Raw genomic sequence first — 24,461 nt, forward strand, 5'->3', positions numbered from 1 at the left:
GGGGTGACCTTCACCCCGTTGCTTCCAGCAGCAGTAAATCCATCAGCAGCACCAGATTCGACTCAAACGACGTTACCCCTGCGGCTTCGGCGGCGAAATGTACCGCTTCGTCATAGAGGGCAAAATGCACGTCCGCCATACCCGCCAGCGTATTGGCCGACGCGCGGGTAAAGGCGACGATCGTCATGCCGACGTTTTTGGCGATCCGCGCTTTATCCAGTACCTGCTCCGTTTCGCCGCTGCGTGAAACGGCAATAAACACCTGATAGCGCGCGGCGTTGCTGAGAAAAATATTCCGGCTGTCTCCCGGCCCGGAGATGAACGCCGTTTTTCCCAGCACCTGCAACTTCTTGGTCAGGTACTCGGCAAAAAGGTACGAAAACCCGGCGCCGTAGAGAAAGAAGCTCTCTTTCTGGCGCAGCAGGCTGGCAAACTGCTGGCGTTTGTCCTGAGTGACCCACTGGAAGGTCTGCTGATAGTTGGCAACGAACCGGGTAAAAAGCGCGGGCATTTCCGCATGTTGTTCAGGCTGTACGGTGATATGCGGCGTGTCAGAAAGCAGCTGCTTGCAGTGCCAGATAAACTCGCTAAAGCCGCTAAACCCCAGCTTCTGACACAGCCGCATAATCGTCGCGGTAGAGACAAATGTCGCCTGCGCCAGCTCGCGCACCGTGATGTTGCCCACCAGCAATGGATGCTTAGTGAGGTGGGCGAGGACGCGATACTCCGCGCGGGTCAGCGACGATCCGCGCGTTAACAGCGTTGCCAGGCGGTTATCCATTATTTCGCCGGTTCAACCGGCAGATCGTCCCGTGCACCCCATTCACTCCAGGCGCCGTCGTACAGAGTCACGTCATTCGCGCCAAGGGTTGCCAGCGCCAGGATCACCACGCAGGCCGTCACGCCGGAGCCGCAGCTGGCAATAACCGGACGATGCAAATCCACGCCCTGACGTTCAAAAATGGCACGCAATTCATCGGTGGTTTTCAGCTCGCCTTCAAACACCAGATCGCCCCACGGTACGTTCAGCGCCCCCGGGATATGTCCGCGTTTCAGTCCCGGACGCGGCTCGTCCGCTTCTGCGTTGAAACGTGGAGCGGGACGCGCATCGACGATTTGCGCCGTGTTTTCGTGGCTCACGACCAGCACGTCGGTCAGGCGCTTGACCACGTTAGCGTCAAACGTGGCATCAAATTCCCCTTCCGGCAGCGTGACGTCACCCTGCTGAAGCGGTAGTTCGTCGCGCTTCCAGCCTGCAAGTCCGCCCGCCAGAATCGATACCTTTTCCACGCCGAAGTTTTTCAGCATCCACCACGCTCGCGGCGCGGAAAACAGATTACCTTCATCGTAAACAACAAGATGTTTATCTTTGCTGATGCCCAGCTCGCGCATCGCCACGGAAAACGCTTCCGGGCGAGGCAGCATGTGCGGCAGGGGAGAGGTGTGATCGGAGAGGGCTTCGATATCAAAAAATACCGCGCCAGGCAGGTGCCCTGCACGGTATTCAGCGGGAACGTCACGATGCTCCTGGCCCGGAGGGGCCATGCGCGCGTCGATAATCTGAACTTCCGGGTCGTCGCCGTGCTCAATCAGCCAGTCGGCAGCGACAAAATATGAGGTGGACATGGTTGCCTCCATTCTTTTCCGTAAAAAAGGATTGTCGGTGTTTTTTCTGACACCGACAAGCTAACCACGTTCAACTCGCGAGCAAGCCCCTATTTTTTCACCGCTTCACCGTCCTGCCAGGCCTTTTGCAGCGCAGGCCAGTAGTCGCGGTTGGCTTCGATCATCTCATCCAGAATCGCTTTCGCGTGCTCCATGGTCGGCACGGTACGGTTCAGAGTAAACGCCTGCAACGCTTTCTCGTAGCTGCCTTCGATGGTTGCCTCAACCAGCAGCTGTTCAGAGGCCAGCTGCTGTTGCAGGAGCGTCTGGTGGAACAGCGGTACCTGACCCACGCGGACAGGCTCCGGCCCTTCGGAGGTGATATAGGCAGGCACTTCCACCACCGCATCGTACGGCAGGTTGGTAATCGCCCCGCGGTTTTCCACCATCACCAGATGGCGTTGGCGCAGGTTGAACGCCAGTGAGCAGGCGACATCGACGATAAATTCGCCGTGAACACCTACGTGGAAGGCGTCCGGTAAAATTCCGGTGCGCTGGTACTCTTCGGCGGCGGCAAACAGCTTTTTCTCACGCCCGTTCATCACTTCGTTGGCGCGGGTATAGTCAGGGTTCTGATGCTCCACAATCTGGTTTGGCATCAGGTAGTACTGTAGATACGGGTTCGGCAGGTACTCCGGGAAGTTATCCATAATCGGCTTGATGTTGCGCCAGGTTTTCACCCACGACGGATCCGAGTGCTGCGGGTCGGTTTTCGCGGCATCTTCCGTCAGCAGGCCAAACTTCGCGATATGTTTACGCAGCTCCGGCAGCTTGTCCTCGCCGTCCACCCGCACGCGGGTAAACCAGCCGAAATGGTTGAGGCCAAAATAGTCCACCTCCAGTTTATGGCGATCCACGCCCAGAATGGCGCCCATATTGCGCATCGCGGCGACAGGCATATCGCAGATGTTCAGCACGCGTGCGTTGGGGCGCAGGCGACGCACGCCCTCAGCGACAATCGCCGCCGGGTTGGAGTAGTTCACGATCCACGCCTTTTCGTGCGCGTAGCGTTCCACCCGATCGATCAGCTCTACCATCGGCAGGATAGTACGCAGGCCATATGCCAGCCCGCCGGGTCCGCAGGTTTCCTGGCCGACCACCCCGTGGCGCAGCGGGATCTTTTCATCCTGCTCGCGCATTTTGTACTGTCCGACGCGCATCTGGGCAAAAACAAAATGCGCGCCGCTGAAGGCCACTTCCGGGTCGCTGGTGACGGTGAATTTGATGCTCTGGCTGTGGTCGCGAATAACCTTCTCCACCACGGGCGCAATGGTGTTCTGGCGCGCCTCGTCAATGTCATACAGGCGGATCTCTGCCAGAGGGAAATCATGCAGACGTACCATCAGGCTTTTCACAATACCTGGCGTGTAGGTGCTACCGCCGCCGGCAATCGACAGAATAAATGGGGGTGTAAACATCTTTAGCTCCTTTCAGAGAAACGTCTCAACGGCTTCTCGCATTTTTTTGACATGCAGCCCGTAGACCACCTGAACGTTGTTACCTTGTTTGATAACCCCTTTCGCGCCGGTCGCTTTCAGGCGCGGTTCGTCGATGATGTCGACGTCCTTCACCGTGACGCGTAAGCGGGTATAGCAGTTATCCACTACCTCTATATTTTCCCGACCGCCCAGACCCACCACGATGGATTCGCCCAGCCCGTCGTTATTGCCCTTCGCCTGGTACTCCTGTTTGCTGTAAAGGCGTGTCTCCTGGTCCTCATCTTCACGCCCCGGCGTTTTCATGTTGAAGCGCAGGATCAGGAAGCGGAATACCACGAAATAAAGGGCGAACATGATCAGCCCGACCACGATGTACATGGGCCAGTTGGACTTCTCCGTGCCGAGCGGCAGGTTGTAGAGGATGAAATCGATAATCCCGTTGGCGCCGATGGCGTGAACGCCAAACAGCGAGAACAGCATCATGCCGATGCCGGTCAGCACCGCATGCACCACGAACAGCAGCGGGGCGACGAACAGGAAGGAGAATTCAATCGGCTCGGTTACGCCGACCAGCAGCGAGGTCAGCGCCGCCGGGATCAGAATCGCTTTCGCAATCGCTTTACGCTCTGGCTTCGCGGTCATGTACATCGCCAGCGCGGCGGCAGGAAGGCCGAACATCTTGCTGATGCCGCGCGCATCCCACACCACGGTACTGCTGAGCTGCTTCACGTCCGGGCAGGCCATCTCGGCGAAGTAGATATTGCGCGCGCCCTGATAGGTTGCGCCACACACCTCCTGCGTACCGCCCAGTTCGGTATACAGGAACGGCGTATAGACCAGATGATGCAGGCCCGTCGGCACCAGAATGCGTTCAAGGAAACCGTAGATCGCCACGCCAAACGGACCGGACCCTTTGATCGCCAGCGCCAGAGCGCTTATTCCATGCTGTGCGTACGGCCAGAGTTCGCTCATGACCACGCCGAGCAGCATAGAGACAGGCAGCATCACAATCGCGACAAAGCAGTGACCGGAGTAAATCGCCATCGCGCCGTTAAACTGGACACCGGAATATTTGTTGTACAGATAACCGGAGAGCGCCCCGGTCAGGATCCCGGCGAAAACGCCCATCTCCAGCACCTGGATGCCCAGCACCATGCTTTGTCCGGCGGCCTTCATCTGTTCCGCAGGGGCCAGTTCTCCCTGAAGCTGTAACGTCACGTTCATCGCGTTAATGAATACGATAAAGGTCACCAGCCCAATCAACGCCGCGTAGCCTTTGTCTCGTGTTGCCAGTCCAATGGGGATCCCGACGGCAAATACCAGCGCCAGGTTGACCAGCACCGACACGGCAGATTTGGCGATCAGCTGGCCGACACTCTGGATCAGCGGGTGGCCGAGAAACGGCAGGTACTCGGCCAGATTGCCGTTACCCAGTACATTCCCGAAGGCGATAAACAGGCCGACGATGGGTAAGATAAGTACAGGTCCGTACAATGATTTTCCGAAATTTTGTAGGGCGTTCACGGCTCGTTTCATGGCTTTCTCTCTTATTGAACCGCGCACTCGGGGTGCGTCATGGTCATAAAACTAGCAGGCCTGATGCGAGCTTATCCAGCTATCTTCTTGTTTTAAAAACAAATGACGCGAAAGGTAACATGTTACGTTATGCGCTGTGATCGCCGTTCCATCACGGTTTGGCTGCGTGATGCCATTCTGCGAGGTGCTTTCCAGATTATAAAATTGGACTTTTTGTATTAACGAAACTTGCGGATAATACTTATCCGGACGATGACCAACAGGCCCCTCAGGCCAGGGACACAGGATGAAACCGTTTCGCTTAGCTGCGATCTCTCTCGCGCTGCTCACCACCTTTACGCTTGTCGGCTGTGATAACAGCGACGACAAACCTCAGGCCGCTGCCCCCGCAGCGTCTACTGCATCAGAACAGAAAACCCCGGCAAAACCGGATCCTGAAAAGCTGGCTAAGCTGGCCGCGCAGAGTCAGGGCAAGGCGTTGACGCTGCTGGATGCCTCTGAAGTGCAACTCGACGGCGCTGCGACGCTGGTTCTGACCTTCTCTGTACCGCTGGATCCCAGCCAGGATTTTGCGAAAACGGTGCATGTGGTGGATAAAAAAAGCGGCAAAGTGGACGGCGCCTGGGAACTGGCCCCCAATCTGAAAGAGCTGCGCCTGCGCCATCTGGAGCCGAATCGTAATCTGGTCGTCACCGTCGAACGTAATTTGCTGGCGCTGAACAAAGCGACATTCGGCATCGACTATGAAAAAGCGATCACCACCCGGGATGTTGAACCGACGGTCGGATTCGCCAGCCGCGGATCGCTGCTGCCGGGTAAGGTGGTGGAAGGGTTGCCGGTGATGGCGCTCAACGTCAACAATGTGGATGTGAACTTCTATCGCGTGAAGCCGGAGTCGCTGGCCTCGTTTGTCAGCCAGTGGGAGTACCGTAACTCGCTGACCAACTGGGAATCTGACAACCTGCTGAAGATGGCGGAACTGGTCTACACCGGCCGTTTCGACCTCAACCCGGCGCGCAATACGCGTGAAAAACTGCTCCTGCCGCTCAAAGATATTAAGCCGCTCCAGCAGTCTGGCGTCTATATCGCCGTGATGAATCAGGCTGGTCACTATAACTACAGTAACGCCGCGACGCTCTTTACCTTAAGTGATATTGGGCTGTCCGCTCACCGTTATCATAACCGCCTGGACATCTTCACCCAGAGTCTTGAAAACGGTGCGGCACAGTCAGGTGTGGCTATTACCCTTCTGAACGATAAAGGGCAGACCCTGGCCGAGGCGAACAGCGACGCCGATGGTCATGCGAAACTGGAAACCGATAAAGAAGCCGCGCTGATCCTGGCCAGTAAAGATGGCCAGACGACGCTTCTCGACCTCAAACTTCCGGCGCTGGATCTGGCGGAGTTTGATATCGCCGGTAACCCGGGTTACAGCAAACAGTTCTTTATGTTTGGCCCGCGCGATCTCTATCGTCCGGGTGAAACGGTGATCCTGAACGGCCTGCTTCGCGACAGCGATGGCAAACCGCTTCCCGATCAGCCGGTAAAACTTGACGTGCTGCGCCCGGACGGACAGGTGGCGCGTACGGTCGTTGTGCAACCTGAGAACGGCCTTTATCGCTTCAACTATCCGCTCGATAGCGGCGCCCAGACCGGCATGTGGCATATTCGCGCGAATACGGGCGATAACCAGCAGCGCATGTGGGATTTCCACGTCGAAGATTTTATGCCTGAGCGTATGGCGCTGAATCTGACCGGGCAAAAAACGCCAGTTTCCCCGCAGGATAATGTCGACTTTAACGTTGCTGGCTATTACCTGTATGGCGCGCCGGCTAACGGTAATTCTCTGCAAGGCCAGCTTTTCCTGCGTCCGCTACGTGACGCGGTGCCTACGCTGCCTGGCTTCCAGTTCGGTGATATTGCCGAGGAGAACCTGAGCCGCAGCCTGGATGAAGTGCAGCTTACGCTGGACGAACAGGGGCGTGGGCAGGTTACCACCGAAAGCCAGTGGAAAGAGGCGCACTCGCCGCTGCAACTGATTTTGCAGGCCAGCCTGCTGGAATCAGGTGGGCGTCCGGTAACGCGACGCGCCGAGCAGGCTATCTGGCCTGCGGCTGAACTTCCGGGGATCCGCCCACAGTTCGCCAGCAAGGCCGTTTACGACTACCGTACCGATACCACCGTCAATCAGCCGATTGTCGATGAAAACGGCAACGCCAGCTTTGACATCGTCTATGCCGATGCCAGCGGGACGAAAAAAGCGGTATCTGGTTTGCAGGTGCGTCTGATCCGTGAGCGTCGCGACTACTTCTGGAACTGGTCCGAGAGTGAGGGCTGGCAGTCCCAGTTTGATCAAAAAGATCTGGTTGAGGGCGAGCAGGAGCTAAACCTCAAGGCCGATGAAACCGGTAAAGTCACCTTCCCGGTGGAGTGGGGCTCATACCGTCTGGAAGTGAAAGCCCCTGATGACATGGTCAGCAGCGTGCGCTTCTGGGCGGGGTACAGCTGGCAGGATAACAGCGATGGCACGGGCGCTGCTCGCCCGGATCGTGTGACGCTGAAACTGGACAAGCCATCCTATCAGCCAGGCGATACCATCAACCTGCATATTGCAGCGCCGGCCGCAGGCAAGGGCTATGCAATGATCGAATCCAGCGAAGGACCGCTGTGGTGGAAAGAGATCGACGTGCCAGCAAACGGTCTGGATCTCGCCATTCCGGTGGATAAGGACTGGAAACGTCACGATCTCTACCTCAGCACGCTGGTGGTTCGTCCTGGCGATAAATCCAAATCCGCCACGCCAAAACGGGCGGTTGGCCTGCTGCATCTGCCAATGGGGGACGAAAATCGTCGCCTGAACATCGCACTGGATAACCCGCAAAAAATGCGTCCGAACCAGACGCTTTCTGTGAAAGTGAAAGCCAGCGTAAAAGAGGGGACTGTGCCACAGAAGGTGAACGTACTGGTCTCGGCTGTCGATAGCGGCGTGCTGAACATTACCGACTACGTCACGCCGGATCCGTGGGAAGCTTTCTTCGGTCAGAAGCGCTATGGCGCGGACATCTATGATGTTTACGGCCAGGTGATTGAAGGTCAGGGACGTCTGGCCGCACTGCGCTTTGGCGGAGACGGCGATGAACTGAAACGCGGCGGTAAGCCACCGGTGAACCATGTCACCATAATTGCCCAGCAGGCGCAGCCGGTTACGCTTGATGCCAACGGCGAAGGCACCATCACGCTGCCGATTGGCGATTTCAACGGCGAACTGCGTCTGATGGCGCAGGGCTGGACGGAAGACGATTTCGGCAGCAGCGAAAGCAAAATCATTGTGGCGGCTCCGATTATCACCGAGCTTAATACGCCGCGATTCCTCGCAAGTGGCGATACCTCTCGCCTGACGCTGGACCTGACTAACCTGACGGACCAGCCGCAAACGCTGAACATTGCGTTAACCGCAACCGGTAAGTTGTCGCTCGAAGGTGCTCAGCCAGAGCCGGTTAAGCTGCCGCCTGGCGCACGTAGCACCCTGTTTATTCCGGTGCGCGCCCTGGAAGGCTATGGTGATGGTGAAGTGACTGCTCAGGTGTCGGGGCTTCAGCTCCCTGGTGAGACGTTTGCGCCGCAGCAGAAGAGCTGGAAAATTGGCGTGCGTCCCGCATTCCCGGCGCAAACGGTGAATACGGGCACGATGCTGAACCCTGGCGAATCCTGGAGTGCACCAGCACAGCATATCAACGGTTTCTCGCCTGCCACGCTACAGGGGCAGCTGTTGCTCAGCGGTAAACCACCTTTAAATCTGGCGCGCTACATTCGTGAACTTCAGGCCTATCCATACGGATGTCTTGAGCAGACCACCAGCGGCCTGTTCCCGTCGCTTTTCACCAACGCGGCACAACTTAAGGCACTGGGTATTAAAGGCGATACCGACGATAAACGCCGTGCGGCCATTGATATCGGGATCTCCCGTCTGCTGCAAATGCAGCGTGACGATGGCGGTTTTGCCTTGTGGGATAAAAACGGCCCGGAAGAGTACTGGCTGACCGCCTATGTCACGGACTTCCTGGTGCGGGCAGGGGAGCAGGGTTACAGCGTGCCTGCCGAGGCAGTGAATAACGCCAACAGCCGACTGCTGCGCTATTTACAGGATCCGGGGATGATGTCCATCCGCTACAGCGACGACACCCAGGCCAGCAAATTTGCTGTTCAGGCGTACGCTTCGCTGGTGCTGGCTCGTCAGCAAAAAGCGCCGCTCGGTGCGCTGCGTGAAATCTGGGAGCGCCACGCTCAGGCTGCTTCCGGGCTTCCGTTGATGCAGCTGGGCATGGCACTCAAACTGATGGGGGATGCACCGCGCAGCCAGCAGGCGCTGGATCTGGCTCTCAAAACTCCCCGTAACGACAGCCGAAACTGGATGGCGGATTACGGCAGCCAGCTGCGTGATAATGCCCTGATGCTCTCCCTGCTGGAAGAGTACAAGCTGCTGCCGGATGCGCAAAACAGGCTGCTGAACGCGTTATCTGAAGACGCGTTCAGCCAGCGCTGGCTGTCTACCCAGGAGAGCAATGCGCTGTTCATGGCCGGACGTTCACTGCAAACCTTGTCAGGCGCGTGGACGGCAACGACCAGCCTCTCTGAACAGACCCAGAGCAGTGATAAAGCGCAGGTAGAAAACCTGAACGGCGACCAGCTTGATGCCTTGCAGGTGACGAATACCGGCACTACGCCGCTGTGGGTACGACTGGACACGACTGGCTATCCGGAGTACGCGCCTCAGCCATCCTCTAATGTCTTGCAGATTGAACGTCATATCCTGGCGACAGACGGCAGCAGCAAGTCGCTCTCTTCTCTGAAGAGCGGTGAGCTGGTTCTGGTGTGGCTGGAGGTGAAGGCCAGCCAGAACGTGCCGGATGCGCTGGTGGTGGATCTGCTCCCGGCAGGTCTGGAGCTGGAAAACCAGAATCTGGCGAGCAGCAGCGCCAGCTTGCAGGACAGCGGCAGTGAAGTGCAAAACCTGCTGAATCAGATGCAACAGTCTGATATTCAGCACATGGAATTCCGCGACGATCGCTTTGTGGCCGCGGTGCCGGTCAATGAAGGTCAGCCGGTCACGCTGGTTTACCTGGCCCGTGCCGTTACGCCGGGAACCTACCAGGTGCCTGTTCCGATGGTCGAGTCCATGTACGTTCCGCAGTGGCGGGCAACGGGGGCGGCCAGTGGCCCGCTGATCGTTGTTCCGTAAGATGCGGATAGCACGCCTGATTCGCTCCCGCTGGCTGTGGCTGGCGGGAGCGCTTCTCGTTTCAGGGGGGCTGATTGTCGTCGCTGACCGCGTGTGGCCGTTGCCCCTGAAAGAGGTCAACCCAGCGCGAGTGGTGGTGGATGAGCAGGGTGTTCCGCTGTGGCGTTTTGCCGACAGCGAAGGCATCTGGCGCTATCCGGTTACCATTGAAGAGGTTTCCCCACGCTATCTTGAGGCGCTGATCCAGTATGAAGATCGCTGGTTCTGGGATCACCCGGGCGTCAATCCGCTTTCTGTACTGCGTGCCGCCTGGCAGGATCTCACCTCCGGGAGAGTGGTTTCCGGCGGGAGCACGCTTACCATGCAGGTGGCGCGCCTGCTGGATCCGCATCCGCGTACCTTTGGCGGTAAAATTCGTCAGCTGTGGCGGGCGATGCAGCTGGAGTGGCATCTCTCCAAGCGTGAAATCCTGACGCTGTATCTTAACCGTGCCCCGTTTGGCGGCACGTTGCAGGGCGTGGGCGCGGCAAGCTGGACTTACCTTGGCAAACCGCCGTCTCAGCTGAGCTATTCCGACGCGGCGCTGCTGGCAGTGCTGCCGCAGGCACCCAGCCGTCTGCGCCCGGATCGCTGGCCGGAACGTGCCGAAGCGGCGCGGAACAAAGTGCTCGACCGTATGCTGACTCAGGGTGTCTGGTCTGAGAAGCAGGTGAAAGAGTCCCGTGAAGAGCCGGTCTGGCTGGCTCCCCGGCAGATGCCGCAGCTGGCACCGCTCTTTTCCCGCATGATGCTGAGTAAAAGTCGTGACACAAAAATAGTCACCACGCTGGATGCAGCTTTGCAACGACAGCTTGAAGAGCTGGCAATGAACTGGAAATCACGCCTGCCCGCCCGTAGTTCGCTGGCGATGATCGTCGTGGATCATACATCCATGAAAGTGCGTGGCTGGGTAGGCTCGGTAGATATCAATGATGACAGCCGTTTCAGCCACGTGGATATGGTCAATGCGATCCGATCGCCGGGATCGGTCCTCAAGCCATTCATCTATGGCATGGCGCTGGACGATGGTCTGATCCATCCCGCTTCGTTATTGCAGGATGTGCCAAGAAAAACGGGGGATTATCGTCCCGGCAACTTTGACAGCGGCTTCCATGGGCCGGTCAGTATGAGCGAAGCCCTGGTGCGTTCCCTCAACCTGCCTGCGGTACAGGTTCTGGAAGCGTACGGCCCAAAACGTTTTGCCGGAATGCTGAGCAACGCGGGATTACCGCTCATTCTGCCTGCGGGGGCACAGCCCAACCTCTCTCTGATCCTGGGGGGCGCAGGCGCACGCCTGGCTGATATCGCTGCCGCCTATAGCGCCTTTGCGCGTCAGGGTAAGGCGGGCCGGCTGCGTTTACAGCCGGGCGATCCGCTGATCGAACGTCCGCTGCTGTCGCAGGGGGCGGCGTGGATCATTCGTCGCATTCTCGCTAATGAAGCACAGCCCCTGCCGGACAGTGCGTTGCCCCAGGTTGCGCCGCTGGCGTGGAAAACGGGCACCAGCTATGGCTACCGGGATGCCTGGGCCATCGGGCTGAACGCCCGGTATGTCATTGGAATCTGGACCGGACGCCCGGACGGCACGCCCGTTGCCGGGCAGTTTGGTTTCGCCAGCGCGGTACCGCTTCTGAATCAGATCAATAACATGCTTCAGTCCCGCTCGATGGTGGATGAAGCGCGTCTGCCGCGTGATCCGCGTCCCGCAAGCGTAGGACGGGGCGTGATTTGCTGGCCGGGCGGCCAGTCCCTGCCTGAAGGGAGCGAAAACTGTCGGCGTCGACTGTCAACCTGGCTGCTGGAAGGCAGTGAACCGCCTACGCTACTGCTGCCGGAACAGGAAGGTATTCGCGGGATCCGTTTCCCGGTCTGGCTGGATAAAGAAGGCAAGCGCGTTGCGGCGGATTGTCCTGATGCGACAGAGAAAGTGCTGGATGTCTGGCCGCTGCCGCTGGAGCCCTGGCTGCCTGCTGCCGAAAAACGGGCTGCTCGTCTCCCCGCCCGTTCAGCGGTTTGCCCTCCGCTGGATAACCATAATGCGGCGCCGCTGATGTTGTCAGGCGTCAGAGAAGGGGCGGTAATTAAACGTCTTCCGGGTGAGAAAAATATGACCCTCAACGTTTCAACCAGCGGCGGAGAGGGGCAACGATGGTGGTTTTTGAATGGCGAACCGCTGGACGGGCATCAGAAAAATTATTCACTGCAATTATATTTACCGGGTAAATATCAATTAATTGTATTAGATGAAACAGGACAAACGGCGACAGTGAATTTTGAATTAGATCGCTAAGTATTACCCCTCAAGAGTTAGCTTGATAATTATCAATATTCGTTCCTGAAAAAAAACGAGAATGCGTTTTTATTTGAAGGAACGAGCTATGAAAAAAAATAAACATCAGGGAGAAGGGCTTATTCCCGCCATATCCCGGCGTCAGTTTATTCAGGCAGGGTCGGCGCTCGCCGCCCTGCCGTTTGTCGTCAAAACCGGCAAAGTACAGGCACAGGGCGCGGCGGTTTCAGACGCTACGCCTGAAGAAAAAGTGGTGCAAACCTGTAGTACGTTTGACTGCGGCGGCAAATGTGATATTCGTGCTCACGTCAGTGATGGCGTTGTGACCCGAATTTCAACGCGTCCGGATAACGCGCTGGATCCGCAGATGCCAGTAATGCGCGCCTGCGTTCGTGGTCGGGCTTATCGGAAATTTGTTTATCACCCCGATCGACTGAAATATCCAATGAAACGTGTAGGTAAACGTGGCGAAGGAAAATTTGAGCGTATTACCTGGGATGAAGCCACCACCCTCATTGCGAATCAATTAAAAACTATTACGCAAAAATACGGTGCTGCGTCACGCTATGTTCATGTGGGCACCGCGGTGTCCGGCGGGACCTTTTCCGGCGATAAAATGGTTCGTCGTCTGCTCAACTTAACCGGCGGCTATCTCGAAAGCTATCACTCGGTCAGTATGGGTAACACGGCGGCGGCAACGCCGTATACCTATGGCACCGCCGCCAGCGGCAGCTCTCTGGACACGCTGCTGGACACCAAACTGGTCATTCTCTGGGGGCATAACCCGACGGAAACCATCTTCGGGCACAGCAACCACTTCTACCAGAAGATGAAGCAAAACGGCACGCGCTTCATTGTTGTCGACCCACGCTATTCCGATACGGTTTCCTCCCTTGCCGATCAGTGGATCCCGCTGCTTCCCACAACAGACAACGCCCTGATGGACGCGATGATGTATGTGATCGTCACGGAGAATCTGCACGATCGCGACTTTATTCAACGCTACACCCTGGGCTTTGACGAAGACGCCATGCCAGAGGGCGTTCCGGCCAATGAATCCCTGATGGCTTACCTGAGCGGTGCAAAGGATGGCGTGGCGAAAACGCCTGAGTGGGCAGAGAAAATCACCCACGTGCCTGCACAAACTATTCGTCAGCTGGCGCGTGACTACGCAACCACCAAACCCGCCGCGCTGATCCAGGGCTGGGGACCGCAGCGTCACAACTGCGGCGAGCGCACCGCGCGCGGCTCGACGATACTGGCCACGCTAACGGGTAACGTCGGGGTGAAAGGCGGCTGGGCAGCAGGCTATGGCGGCTGCGCAAACCGCAAATTTGCGGCCGGGCCAGAGATGCCGGACAACCCGGTCAACGCCAAAATTTCGGTCATGAACTGGGTCCAGGCCGCGGATGATGCTTCTAAGGTAACCGCGGAAGATGGCCTGAAGGATGCTGAGAATCTGGACAGCAATATCCGCATCCTGTTCTCGCTGGCGGGCAATTATCTGGCTAACCAGAACCCGGATCTTCATCATGCAACCCGTGTCCTGGAAGACGAGTCGAAAATCGAGTTTATCGTCGCAAGCGATCTGTTTATGACGCCGAGCGCCAGATACGCCGACCTGCTTTTGCCGGAAACCAGCTTCATGGAACGCTGGAATATCGGCGAAACCTGGGGCACGGCAAGCTATCTGATCCTGTCAGAAAAGCTGATTGAACCTGAATTTGAACGCCGTTCAGACTACGACTGGCTACGGGAGGTCGCTGCTAAGCTTGGCGTCGAGCCAGCGTTCAGCGAGGGCCGTGACGAAAAAGCGTGGATTGAGCACATCTGGGAGCAGACGCGGCTGTCCATGCCGGATGAAAACCTGCCGGACTTCGCGACGCTACAGAAGACGCGTCAGCATCTTTTCAAAAGCGCGCCGTACGTTGCCTTTGAAGACAACATTCGCGATCCGCAGAATCATCCGTTCCCGACGCCGTCCGGAAAAATTGAGATCTTCTCGAAGCGTCTGTACGACATGCAGCACCCGGAAATCCCGGCGCTGTCGCACTACGTGCCTGCCCATGAAGGGCCGGAAGACGAGCTGGTCAAAACCTTCCCGCTCCAGCTGATCACCTGGAAAGGGAAAAACCGCGCTAACTCCACCCAGTACGCCAACCCGTGGTTAATTGAGGCGCAGCAGCAAAAGCTGTGGATCAACCCGCAGGATGCGCAAAAGCGCGGCATTGCGCAGGAGGATACCGTGCGTATTCATAACGCGCGCGGCATTTGTGAGATCCCGGCGGAGGTCACGCCGCGCATCATTCCAGGCGTGGTGGCCATGCAGGCAGGCGCCTGGTGGCAGCCGGACGCGCAGGGTATCGATAAAGGCGGCTGCGCGAACGTGCTCAGTTCCGCCCGTATTACCGCGCTTGCGAAAGGGAATTCCCATCAAACCATGCTGGTGGAGGTAGCTAAAGCATGAGTCAGTTTAAACATTACGCACCGGTGAGCGACAAACAGCTGGGTTTTTATATCGACTCTTCTCGCTGCTCGGGCTGCAAGGCATGTCAGGTGGCGTGCAAAGATAAAAACAACCTTGAGGTCGGACGTCGTTTCCGTCGCGTTTATGAAGTCAACGGCGGGAGTTTTATCCCGACCGGGCAGGGCGGCGTCAGCAACAACGTTTTTGCCTACACGCTCTCTATTTCCTGTAACCACTGCGCAGATCCTGTCTGCACCAAAAACTGTCCAACCACCGCGATGCATAAGCGTCCGGGGGACGGCATTGTGCGCGTTGATACTGATAAGTGTGTCGGCTGCGGCTACTGCGCATGGTCTTGCCCTTACGGCGCGCCACAGCTCAACGAGCAGACCGGGCAGATGTCCAAATGTGATTTCTGCGTGGATCTCCAGGCGAAGGGAGAGCAGCCCGTCTGTGTGGCAACCTGTCCACTCGAAGCGATTAAATTCGGGCCGATTGATGAACTGCGGGCGAAGTATGGTGCGGTCTGTGATGTGAAAGGCCTGCCTGATTCCTCCATCACCAAACCAAACCTGGTGATCAAAGCGCATCAGGGCGCAGAGAAAGAGGGGAAACGTCATGCATGAGTTACCACTGCTGATTTTTACGTTGTTCCTGCAAGGATCGGTTGGCGTTACGCTGTGGCTGGCGTTCGGAAGCACGCAACGCAGCGCGCTGCTGCCGGCAGCCGGAGCGTTTGTGCTGGCGAGTCTGGGGCTGCTCGCCTCCGCGCTGCACATGGGCTATCCGCTTAATGCTCTTAACGCGCTGCGCCACGTATCCAGCTCCTGGCTGAGTCGTGAGATTATCTTTGCCAGTCTTTATCTTGCGGCGCTTGGCTTCGCAACGCTGCTGATGTTTGTCAAAAAGCCAGGCTGGAAGCCACTGTTGGTTGTGGCAGGTCTGGTTGGTTTAGTCGACGTGTTCTGCATGGCGCAGATCTACATGCACGCATCCGTGGTGACATGGCAGCACGTTAACACGCTGGTGCTGTTTTTCGGTTCGGTGGGGATTATCGGCTCAGCCTGCATGGCCGTTGGGACGCGTTCCCAGACTACCGTGCGTGCGGCGGTTGTCATTATCACGCTGCTGGTGCTTGTGCGTCTGGTGATGCAGCCCGTCTGGCTGGCAGATATTACGGCTATGGACAACACCGTGGTGACGTTCCCTCACGCACCGCTACAGATGCTGGAGCAACTGCGAACCGTTCATCTGCTGAGCTGGTGCGTATCCGTTGCGGGTATGCTGTGCTTTGCTGCGGGCGGTCTGAAAGCGGCGCGATCTCCCATGCTGCTGGGAAGCGCATTGCTGATTGTCGGTGAGCTGATGCTGCGCTTCGTTTTCTTCAGTATTGGCTGATGGGTGGATTGACCTTTGCCCCGGCGATGGACGTGACGCATGCGTGCGTCCGTCGCCGTTTTCGCCACGCTTCCTGCCTCGCCTGCGCGGACGTCTGTCCTGTGCAGGCTTTTACTTTTACCGACTCAAGCGTCTCGGTTGATGACAGCCGCTGTATTGAATGCGGTGACTGCCTGTTCGTCTGCCCCGCTGAGGCCATCACCGGCATCACGCCGCGAAAACGCTTTCTGTGTGGCGATACGCTTGTTGGGCCGTTTACTGACCGTGCGCCAGGGGTGAATGAGCTTCTGCTGTGGCACGCGCAGTACCACGTTCGTTTTATCAGTATCGACGCGGAGCAGAATCCTGACTGGTTGCTGGCGATTGCCCGGCTGAATCTGGCGCTTCGCCGACGCGGTGAAGCGGCGTGGGCGTTTAAACATATACCCGTCAACGAGGTTAATACCGCCCGGCGTGCGCTGATGCACGTTCCCCGTGAGGATGTCCGGGCCTGTAGCGTCGTGCCCGGTCAGCGTGAACTGCGCAGGGCGTTTTCTGCGTTTAGCGAGGCAGAGATAACTCTCGATGCCAAATCCTGCATACTGTGCGGCGCGTGCTGGCGAAGTTGTATGGAAAACGCGATTCGGTTTGAGAACGCTGAACTGATCGTGGAAACCGGACGCTGTACGGGGTGCGGCGGCTGCGAAGCGGTATGCCAGCATGCGGCGGTAAACGTGACGCAAACAGAAGGAACAGCGAAAAGCGTGACCATACCGGCATATGAAGCCGTTTGCCTGACGTGCCACCGTCATTTCTGGTCATTTACGTCTGATGAAAAGCAGTGTCCGCTCTGTTTTCATCATCAACACGGTATGCGAAATACGAGCTGTTGCTAATCTTCGTCTCATTTTAAAAAAATGTTATGCATAACCATAGGCAATGGCGCTATTGCTCTTTATAATCCGCGCCACACCATACTCAGGTATGCAAAAACAACAGAACATTTTACAGAGGTTATCAATGGCTATTGAACGTACTTTTTCCATCATCAAACCAAACGCGGTGGCAAAAAACGTTATTGGCAGCATCTTCGCTCGCTTTGAATCAGCAGGGTTTAAGATCGTTGGCACCAAAATGCTGCACCTGACCGTTGAGCAGGCTCGCGGTTTTTACGCTGAGCACGAAGGTCGCCCATTCTTTGATGGTCTGGTCGAGTTCATGACCTCTGGCCCAATCGTGGTATCCGTACTGGAAGGCGAAAACGCGGTACAGCGTCACCGCGATCTGCTGGGTGCAACCAACCCGGACAACGCGCTGGCAGGTACTCTGCGCGCCGACTATGCAGACAGCTTCACCGAGAACGGCACCCACGGTTCCGACTCTGTTGAATCTGCTGCGCGCGAAATCGCGTTCTTCTTCGCTGAAGGCGAAGTGTGCCCGCGCACTCGCTAATAATTTCGTAAATGCCGCGTGCAAACGTGGCATCCCTGCGCCAGACTTTGTACAATGCAACGCCCCGGACGAGCAGACTGCTTACCGGGGCGTTTCTTTTCAACCCACCAAGGGCCACAACGTGTAACAACAAGGCCGGAAAAAATTATGTCTGAATTAGTGAATACCTCCGAAGTCGCCATTCCTGCGGTTCCCAATAAAAATGGAAAAATTAACCTGCTGGACCTGAACCGTCAGCAGATGCGCGAGTTCTTTAAAGAGATGGGCGAGAAGCCATTTCGTGCCGATCAGGTCATGAAATGGATGTACCACTATTGCAGCGACAACTTTGATGACATGACGGACATCAACAAAGTGCTGCGCAATAAGCTTAAAGAAGTGGCGGAAATCCGCGCACCGGAAGTGGTGGAAGAGCAGCGCTCTTCAGATGGCACCATCAAGTGGGCCATTGCCGTTGGCGATCAGCGCGTTGAAACCGTGTATATCCCGGAAGACGATCGCGCCACGCTGTGCGTCTCTTCTCAGGTGGGCTGTGCGCTGGAGTGCAAATTCTGCTCTACGGCGCAGCAGGGCTTTAACCGTAACCTGCGCGTGTCGGAAATCATCGGCCAGGTCTGGCGTGCCGCGAAAATCGTGGGCGCGGCGAAAGTCACCGGTACACGTCCAATCACCAACGTGGTGATGATGGGGATGGGTGAACCGCTGCTCAACCTGACCAACGTCGTTCCGGCGATGGAAATCATGCTCGACGATTTCGGTTTTGGTCTGTCCAAGCGCCGCGTTACGCTCTCTACTTCCGGCGTTGTGCCTGCGCTGGACAAACTGGGCGACATGATTGACGTTGCGCTGGCCATCTCCCTTCACGCGCCAAACGACGCCATCCGTGACGAAATTGTGCCGATCAACAAAAAGTACAATATCGAAACCTTCCTGGCTGGCGTGCGCCGTTACCTGGAGAAATCTAACGCGAACCAGGGCCGCGTGACCATTGAGTACGTGATGCTGGATCATGTTAACGACGGTACCGAACATGCACATGAGCTGGCTGAACTGCTGAAAGATACGCCATGTAAGATCAACCTGATCCCATGGAACCCGTTCCCGGGCGCGCCGTATGGCCGTAGCTCGAACAGCCGTATCGATCGCTTCTCAAAAGTGCTGATGGAGTATGGTTTCACCACCATCGTTCGTAAAACGCGTGGCGATGATATCGACGCAGCCTGTGGTCAGCTGGCGGGTGACGTTATTGACCGTACCAAACGTACGCTGCGTAAGCGCATGCAGGGTGAGTCAATCGCGGTCAAAACCGTTTGATTATTATGCAGACACGGCGCGTTTTTTGCGCCGTGAAGCATTAATTTACTGAATATTCAGTCACAATCATTATGACTGATTAATAATTACGGTGCGTTTCATACGACTTTCGGGCAGTATGTAACGACGTAACAACAGTTTAGCGTGAAGGCCTGCCAGCGCTGTCATCTGCGGCCCGACAGTCTTATACTGTTTGTTCCAGGTTAACTGACCTAAAGTTTCGCGGTGCGGGTGGCATTGTGACTCACCGGCACCTGAACCCTTATTTTCACGTACCAGTAGTTGTAGCGAATGAATACTGAAGCCACTCACGATCAAAATGCAGCACTCTCCACTGGCGTTCGTCTTCGCAACGCCCGTGAACAACTCGGACTCAGCCAGCAAGCCGTTGCAGAACGCCTGTGCCTGAAGGTTTCCACCGTTCGCGATATTGAAGAAGATAAGGCACCCGCCGATCTGGCTTCAACGTTTCTGCGCGGTTATATCCGTTCTTACGCCAAACTGGTTCATATCCCTGAAGACGAATTACTGCCGATGATGGAGAAGCAGGCGCCTGTGCGTGCGGCAAAAGTTGCGCCGATGCAGAGCTTCTCTCTGGGTAAACGTCGTAAAAAACGCGATGGCTGGCTGATGAGCTTTACCTGGCTGGTCCTGTTCGTGGTTGTCGGCCTGACGGGCGCATGGTGGTGGCAAAACCACAAAGCGCAGCAGGAAGAGATCACGACGATGGCCGATCAGTCCTCCGCTGAGCTCAATCAGTCTGGTAATAACGGCGCGCAAAGCGTGCCGCTGAGCACCGAAGGAGCTGCGACCTCCAGCGAACCTCAGGCGGCAGCAAGCAGCACGCCTGCAACCGAGCCAGCGACGACGCCAGAAGCGACGGCGAATACCGCACCAGCCACCCAGGCCCAGGATCAGAACGCGGTCGTATCACCTTCACAGGCCAATGTTGATACCGCCCCTGCGGCAACGGCACCGGCAGATAACACCGCGGCGTCACTGCCAACTGACCCGGCGGGTACGGCGGCACCTGCCGTTGACCCGAATGCGCTGGTGATGAATTTTACGGCGGATTGCTGGCTGGAAGTGACTGACGCGACAGGTAAAAAGCTGTTCAGCGGCCTGCAACGTAAAGATGGCACGTTAAATCTAACGGGCCAGGCACCTTACAAGCTTAAAATCGGCGCACCGGCAGCGGTACAGATCCAGTATCAAGGAAAACCTGTCGATCTGAGCCGTTTTATCAGAACTAACCAGGTTGCGCGTCTTACCGTTAATGCCGAACAATCAGCAGCACAGTAACAGACGGGCAATGCGGGAGATTTTACATGCATAACCAGGCTCCTATTCAACGTAGAAAATCGAAACGGATTTACGTTGGGAACGTGCCAGTCGGCGATGGGGCGCCTATCGCCGTCCAGTCGATGACCAATACGCGTACTACGGATGTAGAAGCGACGGTCAATCAAATCAAAGCATTAGAACGCGTCGGCGCAGACATTGTTCGCGTCTCTGTGCCGACCATGGATGCCGCCGAGGCGTTCAAACTGATCAAGCAGCAGGTGAGCGTTCCGCTGGTTGCCGATATTCACTTCGATTACCGTATCGCGCTGAAAGTCGCTGAATACGGTGTCGATTGCCTGCGTATTAACCCAGGCAACATCGGCAACGAAGAGCGCATTCGCATGGTGGTTGACTGCGCCCGCGACAAAAACATTCCAATCCGTATCGGCGTGAACGCTGGCTCTCTGGAAAAAGATCTCCAGGAAAAGTACGGTGAGCCGACGCCGCAGGCGCTGCTCGAATCCGCGATGCGTCACGTCGATCATCTGGATCGCCTTAACTTCGATCAGTTCAAAGTGAGCGTGAAAGCGTCTGACGTCTTCCTGGCCGTTGAATCGTATCGTCTGCTGGCAAAACAGATCGATCAGCCGCTCCACCTTGGGATCACCGAGGCGGGCGGTCTGCGAAGCGGTTCGGTAAAATCGGCGATTGGTCTCGGCCTGTTGCTCTCTGAAGGCATCGGCGACACGTTACGCGTCTCCCTGGCCGCCGATCCGGTGGAAGAGATCAAAGTCGGTTTCGACATCCTGAAATCACTGCGTATCCGCGCGCGTGGGATCAACTTCATTGCCTGCCCAACCTGTTCACGTCAGGAATTTGACGTTATCGGCACCGTGAATGCTCTGGAGCAGCGCCTGGAAGACATCATCACCCCAATGGACGTTTCCATCATCGGCTGCGTGGTGAACGGTCCGGGTGAAGCGCTGGTGTCCACGCTGGGCGTGACCGGCGGTAACAAGAAAAGTGGTCTCTATGAAGATGGCGTTCGTAAAGATCGTCTGGATAATAGTGATATGATCGACCAGCTCGAAGCCCGGATTCGCGCGAAAGCGACGATGATGGACGAAGCGAAGCGCATCAGCGTTCAGCAGGTTGAAAAATAACGTGATGGGAAGCAGGCTGCTTCCCATGTATGATTGAACCCATTCTTTGGGTTCTTTTTTGTATATAGAAAGAGAATAAACGTGGCAAAAAACATTCAAGCCATCCGCGGCATGAACGATTATCTGCCTGGCGAAACCGCCATCTGGCAGCGCATTGAAGGCACACTGAAGCAGGTGCTCGGCAGCTACGGTTACAGCGAAATTCGTTTGCCGATTGTAGAGCAGACCCCGTTATTCAAACGCGCGATCGGCGAAGTAACCGACGTGGTTGAAAAAGAGATGTACACCTTTGAGGACCGCAACGGCGACAGCCTGACCCTGCGTCCTGAGGGGACGGCGGGTTGCGTACGCGCCGGCATCGAACATGGTCTCCTGTACAATCAGGAGCAGCGCCTGTGGTATATCGGCCCGATGTTCCGCCACGAACGTCCGCAAAAAGGCCGCTACCGTCAGTTCAACCAGCTTGGCGTGGAAGTGTTTGGTCTGCAAGGACCAGATATTGATGCCGAATTGATTATGCTTACTGCCCGCTGGTGGCGTGCGCTCGGTATTTCTGAGCACGTTTCCCTGGAGCTGAACTCTATCGGTTCTCTGGAAGCGCGTGCGAACTATCGTGATGCGCTGGTGGCGTTCCTGGAACAGCACAAAGAGAAGCTCGACGAAGACTGTAAGCGTCGTATGTACAGCAACCCGCTACGCGTACTCGATTCCAAAAATCCTGACGTACAGGCGCTGCTGAACGATGCGCCAGCGTTGGGTGACTACCTGGATGAGGATTCCCGCGAACACTTTGCCGGCCTGTGCAAGCTGCTTGAAGCGGCGGGCATTGCTTATACCGTTAACCAGCGTCTGGTGCGCGGTCTGGACTACTACAACCGCACCGTATTTGAGTGGGTCACCACCAGCCTCGGTTCGCAGGGCACCGTCTGTGCCGGCGGTCGTTATGACGGTCTGGTCGAACAACTGGGTGGTCGCGCAGCACCGGCTGTAGGCTTCGCGATGGGCCTTGAGCGACTTGTTTTGCTGGTTCAGGCAGTTAATCCGGAATTTAAAGCCGATCCTGTTGTCGATATATACCTGGTGGCCTCAGGTGCGGATACGCAGTCTGCGGCGATGCAGCTTGCCGAACGCGTGCGCGATGCGCTGCCGGACGTTAAGCTGATGACCAACCACGGCGGCGGCAACTTTAAAAAACAGTTTGCTCGTGCCGATAAGTGGGGCGCAAGTATCGCACTGGTGCTGGGTGAGTCCGAAGTGGCCAACGGCGAAGTGGTAGTCAAAGACCTGCGCTCTGGTGAGCAAACTACGGTAACGCAGGATGGCGTTGCGGCGCACTTGCGCACTCTATTGGGCTAAGGAGAAGGACTGCGTGGAAATTTACGAGAACGAACACGACCAGGTTGATGCGGTTAAGCGCTTCTTTGCTGAAAACGGCAAAGCACTGGTTGTAGGGGTTATTTTAGGTGTTGGTGCGCTGGTAGGCTGGCGTTACTGGAACAATCATCAGGCTGACTCTGCTCGCGGTTCGTCCCTGAACTACGAAAATACCGTTAGCGCAATCCGTGCCGATCAGCCGCAAACGTTGACGGCTGCGGAGAAATTTGCCGCTGACAACAAAAACACCTACGGCGCGCTGGCTGCGCTGGAAGTGGCTCAGCAGTATGTTGATAAAAACGAACTGGACAAAGCCGCTGCGCAACTGTCTCAGGGGCTTGCTGCTGCCAGTGACGAAAATCTGAAAGCGGTGATCAATCTGCGTCTGGCGCGTATCCAGGTTCAGCAGAAAAAAGCCGACGACGCGCTGAAAACGCTTGATACCATCAAAGGCGAAGGCTTTGCCGCTATTGTTGCCGATCTTCGCGGTGAAGCACTGCTGAGTAAAGGTGATAAAGCGGGCGCGCGTAAAGCGTGGCAAGCTGGCGTGGATAGTAAAGCTTCACCTGCGCTGAGCGAAATGATGCAGATGAAAATAAATAATTTGTCCGTCTGAGAGGGACCCAATGCAATTGCGTAAATTACTTCTGCCAGGACTGCTTTCTGTTACGTTATTGAGTGGTTGTTCACTGTTCAGTGGCGAAGAAGACGTTGTTAAAATGTCCCCGCTGCCGACGGTTGAAAACCAGTTCACCCCATCCACCGCCTGGGACACCTCTGTGGGAGATGGTATTGGCGATTTTTATTCCAACCTGCACCCGGCATTTGCTGACCGCGTTGTCTATGCGGCCGATCGCAAAGGCACCGTTAAAGCGCTGAACGCTGATGACGGAAAAGAAGTGTGGTCCATTAACCTGGCGGAAAAAGACGGCTGGTTCTCCCGTAAACCTGCACTGCTTTCTGGCGGCCTGACCGTTGCTGGCGGTCACGTGTATGTGGGCAGCGAAAAAGCGCAGGTTTACGCGCTGAATGCCAGCGACGGTTCGGTTGCATGGCAGACCACCGTTGCCGGTGAATCCTTGTCGCGTCCGGTTGTCAGCGACGGCCTGGTGCTGATCCATACCAGCAACGGCCAGTTGCAGGCGCTGAACGAAGCCGATGGTCTGGTAAAATGGACGGTTAACCTGGATATGCCAGCGCTGTCTCTGCGTGGTGAATCTGCTCCGGCGACCGCCTTTGGCGCCGCCATTGTGGGCGGTGACAACGGCCGTGTCAGCGCGGTACTGATGCAGCAGGGCCAGATGATCTGGCAGCAGCGTATTTCCCAGGCGACCGGTTCAACTGAAATTGACCGTCTGAGTGACGTGGACACCACGCCAGTCATCGTTGACGGTGTGGTTTACGCGCTGGCGTACAACGGCAACCTGACGGCGCTGGACCTGCGTAGCGGCCAGATCATGTGGAAACGTGAGCTGGGTTCCGTGAACGATTTCATCGTCGACGGCAACCGTATTTATATGGTGGATCAGAACGACCGTCTGCTGGCGCTGAGCACCGAAGGTGGCGTGACGCTGTGGACGCAGAGCGATCTGCTGCACCGTCTGCTGACAGCACCGGCACTGTATAACGGCAGCCTGGTGGTGGGCGACAGCGAAGGCTATATGCACTGGATCGATCCAGAGAATGGTCGCTTCGTGGCACAGCAGAAAGTGGATAGCTCAGGCTTCCTGACGGAGCCCGTTGTGGCTGACGGCAAACTGCTGATTCAGGCAAAAGACGGCACGCTGTACGCGATCACGCGTTAATTACACGGCGGTTGTAG

General features: G+C 56.7%; 17 protein-coding genes. 13 read left to right on the plus strand and 4 right to left on the minus strand.

Going from position 1 to position 24,461, the window contains the following annotated elements; translation table 11 throughout:
* Window positions 1–10: 10 nt before the first annotated feature.
* From ACOTY5_RS16040 to ACOTY5_RS16055, 4 genes are all read right to left on the minus strand, one after another.
* The gene (locus tag ACOTY5_RS16040; protein WP_045142490.1) at window positions 11–781 is read right to left on the minus strand and encodes a MurR/RpiR family transcriptional regulator; all 771 of its coding nucleotides are present in this window, start codon (window positions 779–781) and stop codon (window positions 11–13) included.
* Window positions 781–1,626, minus strand: coding sequence for a 3-mercaptopyruvate sulfurtransferase (gene sseA / locus ACOTY5_RS16045; protein WP_017383536.1), 846 nt, complete (start codon window positions 1,624–1,626; stop codon window positions 781–783). Before sseA ends, ACOTY5_RS16040 begins: the two co-directional genes overlap by 1 nt.
* Window positions 1,627–1,715: 89 nt before the next feature.
* A complete protein-coding gene (locus ACOTY5_RS16050) occupies window positions 1,716–3,083 on the minus strand; it encodes a 6-phospho-alpha-glucosidase (RefSeq protein ID WP_017692919.1) in 1,368 nt (455 codons plus the stop codon).
* 12 nt (window positions 3,084–3,095) lie between these two features.
* Window positions 3,096–4,640: a PTS transporter subunit EIIC gene (locus ACOTY5_RS16055; protein ID WP_045142491.1), complete on the minus strand. Its 1,545-nt coding sequence runs from the start codon at window positions 4,638–4,640 to the stop codon at window positions 3,096–3,098.
* Between the two features lie 286 nt (window positions 4,641–4,926).
* On the opposite strand from ACOTY5_RS16055, the gene ACOTY5_RS16060 reads away from it, so the two are divergent.
* The 13 genes from ACOTY5_RS16060 to bamB all read left to right on the plus strand — a co-directional run bounded on the left by ACOTY5_RS16060 (window position 4,927) and on the right by bamB (window position 24,444).
* On the plus strand, window positions 4,927–9,879 hold the full coding sequence (locus ACOTY5_RS16060; RefSeq protein ID WP_045142492.1) for an alpha-2-macroglobulin family protein: 4,953 nt from the start codon (window positions 4,927–4,929) through the stop codon (window positions 9,877–9,879).
* A 1-nt stretch (window position 9,880) separates the two neighbouring features.
* Window positions 9,881–12,208, plus strand: a complete 2,328-nt coding sequence (gene pbpC / locus ACOTY5_RS16065) for a peptidoglycan glycosyltransferase PbpC (protein ID WP_062934016.1) — start codon at window positions 9,881–9,883, stop codon at window positions 12,206–12,208.
* Window positions 12,209–12,296: 88 nt separating this feature from the next.
* Complete coding sequence (locus ACOTY5_RS16070) at window positions 12,297–14,675, plus strand: DMSO/selenate family reductase complex A subunit (protein ID WP_421631972.1); 2,379 nt, start codon at window positions 12,297–12,299, stop codon at window positions 14,673–14,675.
* Window positions 14,672–15,301 (plus strand): DMSO/selenate family reductase complex B subunit, encoded by a 630-nt coding sequence (locus ACOTY5_RS16075; protein ID WP_015572168.1) that lies wholly within the window; start codon window positions 14,672–14,674, stop codon window positions 15,299–15,301. The genes ACOTY5_RS16070 and ACOTY5_RS16075 overlap by 4 nt, the downstream gene beginning before the upstream one ends.
* The gene (locus tag ACOTY5_RS16080) at window positions 15,294–16,073 is read left to right on the plus strand and encodes a dimethyl sulfoxide reductase anchor subunit family protein (RefSeq protein WP_032103986.1); all 780 of its coding nucleotides are present in this window, start codon (window positions 15,294–15,296) and stop codon (window positions 16,071–16,073) included. Before ACOTY5_RS16075 ends, ACOTY5_RS16080 begins: the two co-directional genes overlap by 8 nt.
* On the plus strand, window positions 16,073–16,948 hold the full coding sequence (locus tag ACOTY5_RS16085; RefSeq protein WP_032649074.1) for a 4Fe-4S binding protein: 876 nt from the start codon (window positions 16,073–16,075) through the stop codon (window positions 16,946–16,948). Before ACOTY5_RS16080 ends, ACOTY5_RS16085 begins: the two co-directional genes overlap by 1 nt.
* Window positions 16,949–17,072: 124 nt before the next feature.
* A complete protein-coding gene (gene ndk, locus ACOTY5_RS16090) occupies window positions 17,073–17,504 on the plus strand; it encodes a nucleoside-diphosphate kinase (RefSeq protein ID WP_003860625.1) in 432 nt (143 codons plus the stop codon).
* A gap of 147 nt (window positions 17,505–17,651) precedes the next feature.
* Complete coding sequence (locus tag ACOTY5_RS16095; protein WP_003860623.1) at window positions 17,652–18,818, plus strand: bifunctional tRNA (adenosine(37)-C2)-methyltransferase TrmG/ribosomal RNA large subunit methyltransferase RlmN; 1,167 nt, start codon at window positions 17,652–17,654, stop codon at window positions 18,816–18,818.
* 291 nt (window positions 18,819–19,109) lie between these two features.
* Complete coding sequence (rodZ, locus tag ACOTY5_RS16100; protein WP_032649072.1) at window positions 19,110–20,120, plus strand: cytoskeleton protein RodZ; 1,011 nt, start codon at window positions 19,110–19,112, stop codon at window positions 20,118–20,120.
* A gap of 26 nt (window positions 20,121–20,146) precedes the next feature.
* Window positions 20,147–21,265, plus strand: coding sequence for a flavodoxin-dependent (E)-4-hydroxy-3-methylbut-2-enyl-diphosphate synthase (ispG, locus tag ACOTY5_RS16105; protein ID WP_017383528.1), 1,119 nt, complete (start codon window positions 20,147–20,149; stop codon window positions 21,263–21,265).
* Window positions 21,266–21,346: 81 nt separating this feature from the next.
* Window positions 21,347–22,621, plus strand: coding sequence for a histidine--tRNA ligase (gene hisS, locus ACOTY5_RS16110; RefSeq protein ID WP_022649001.1), 1,275 nt, complete (start codon window positions 21,347–21,349; stop codon window positions 22,619–22,621).
* 13 nt (window positions 22,622–22,634) lie between these two features.
* A complete protein-coding gene (locus tag ACOTY5_RS16115) occupies window positions 22,635–23,255 on the plus strand; it encodes a YfgM family protein (RefSeq protein ID WP_017383526.1) in 621 nt (206 codons plus the stop codon).
* Window positions 23,256–23,265: 10 nt separating this feature from the next.
* Window positions 23,266–24,444 (plus strand): outer membrane protein assembly factor BamB, encoded by a 1,179-nt coding sequence (gene bamB / locus ACOTY5_RS16120; RefSeq protein ID WP_421631973.1) that lies wholly within the window; start codon window positions 23,266–23,268, stop codon window positions 24,442–24,444.
* Window positions 24,445–24,461: the final 17 nt, after the last annotated feature.

Source organism: Enterobacter cloacae complex sp. SHL018 (genome assembly GCF_049237905.1).
GTDB lineage: Bacteria > Pseudomonadota > Gammaproteobacteria > Enterobacterales > Enterobacteriaceae > Enterobacter > Enterobacter hormaechei_C.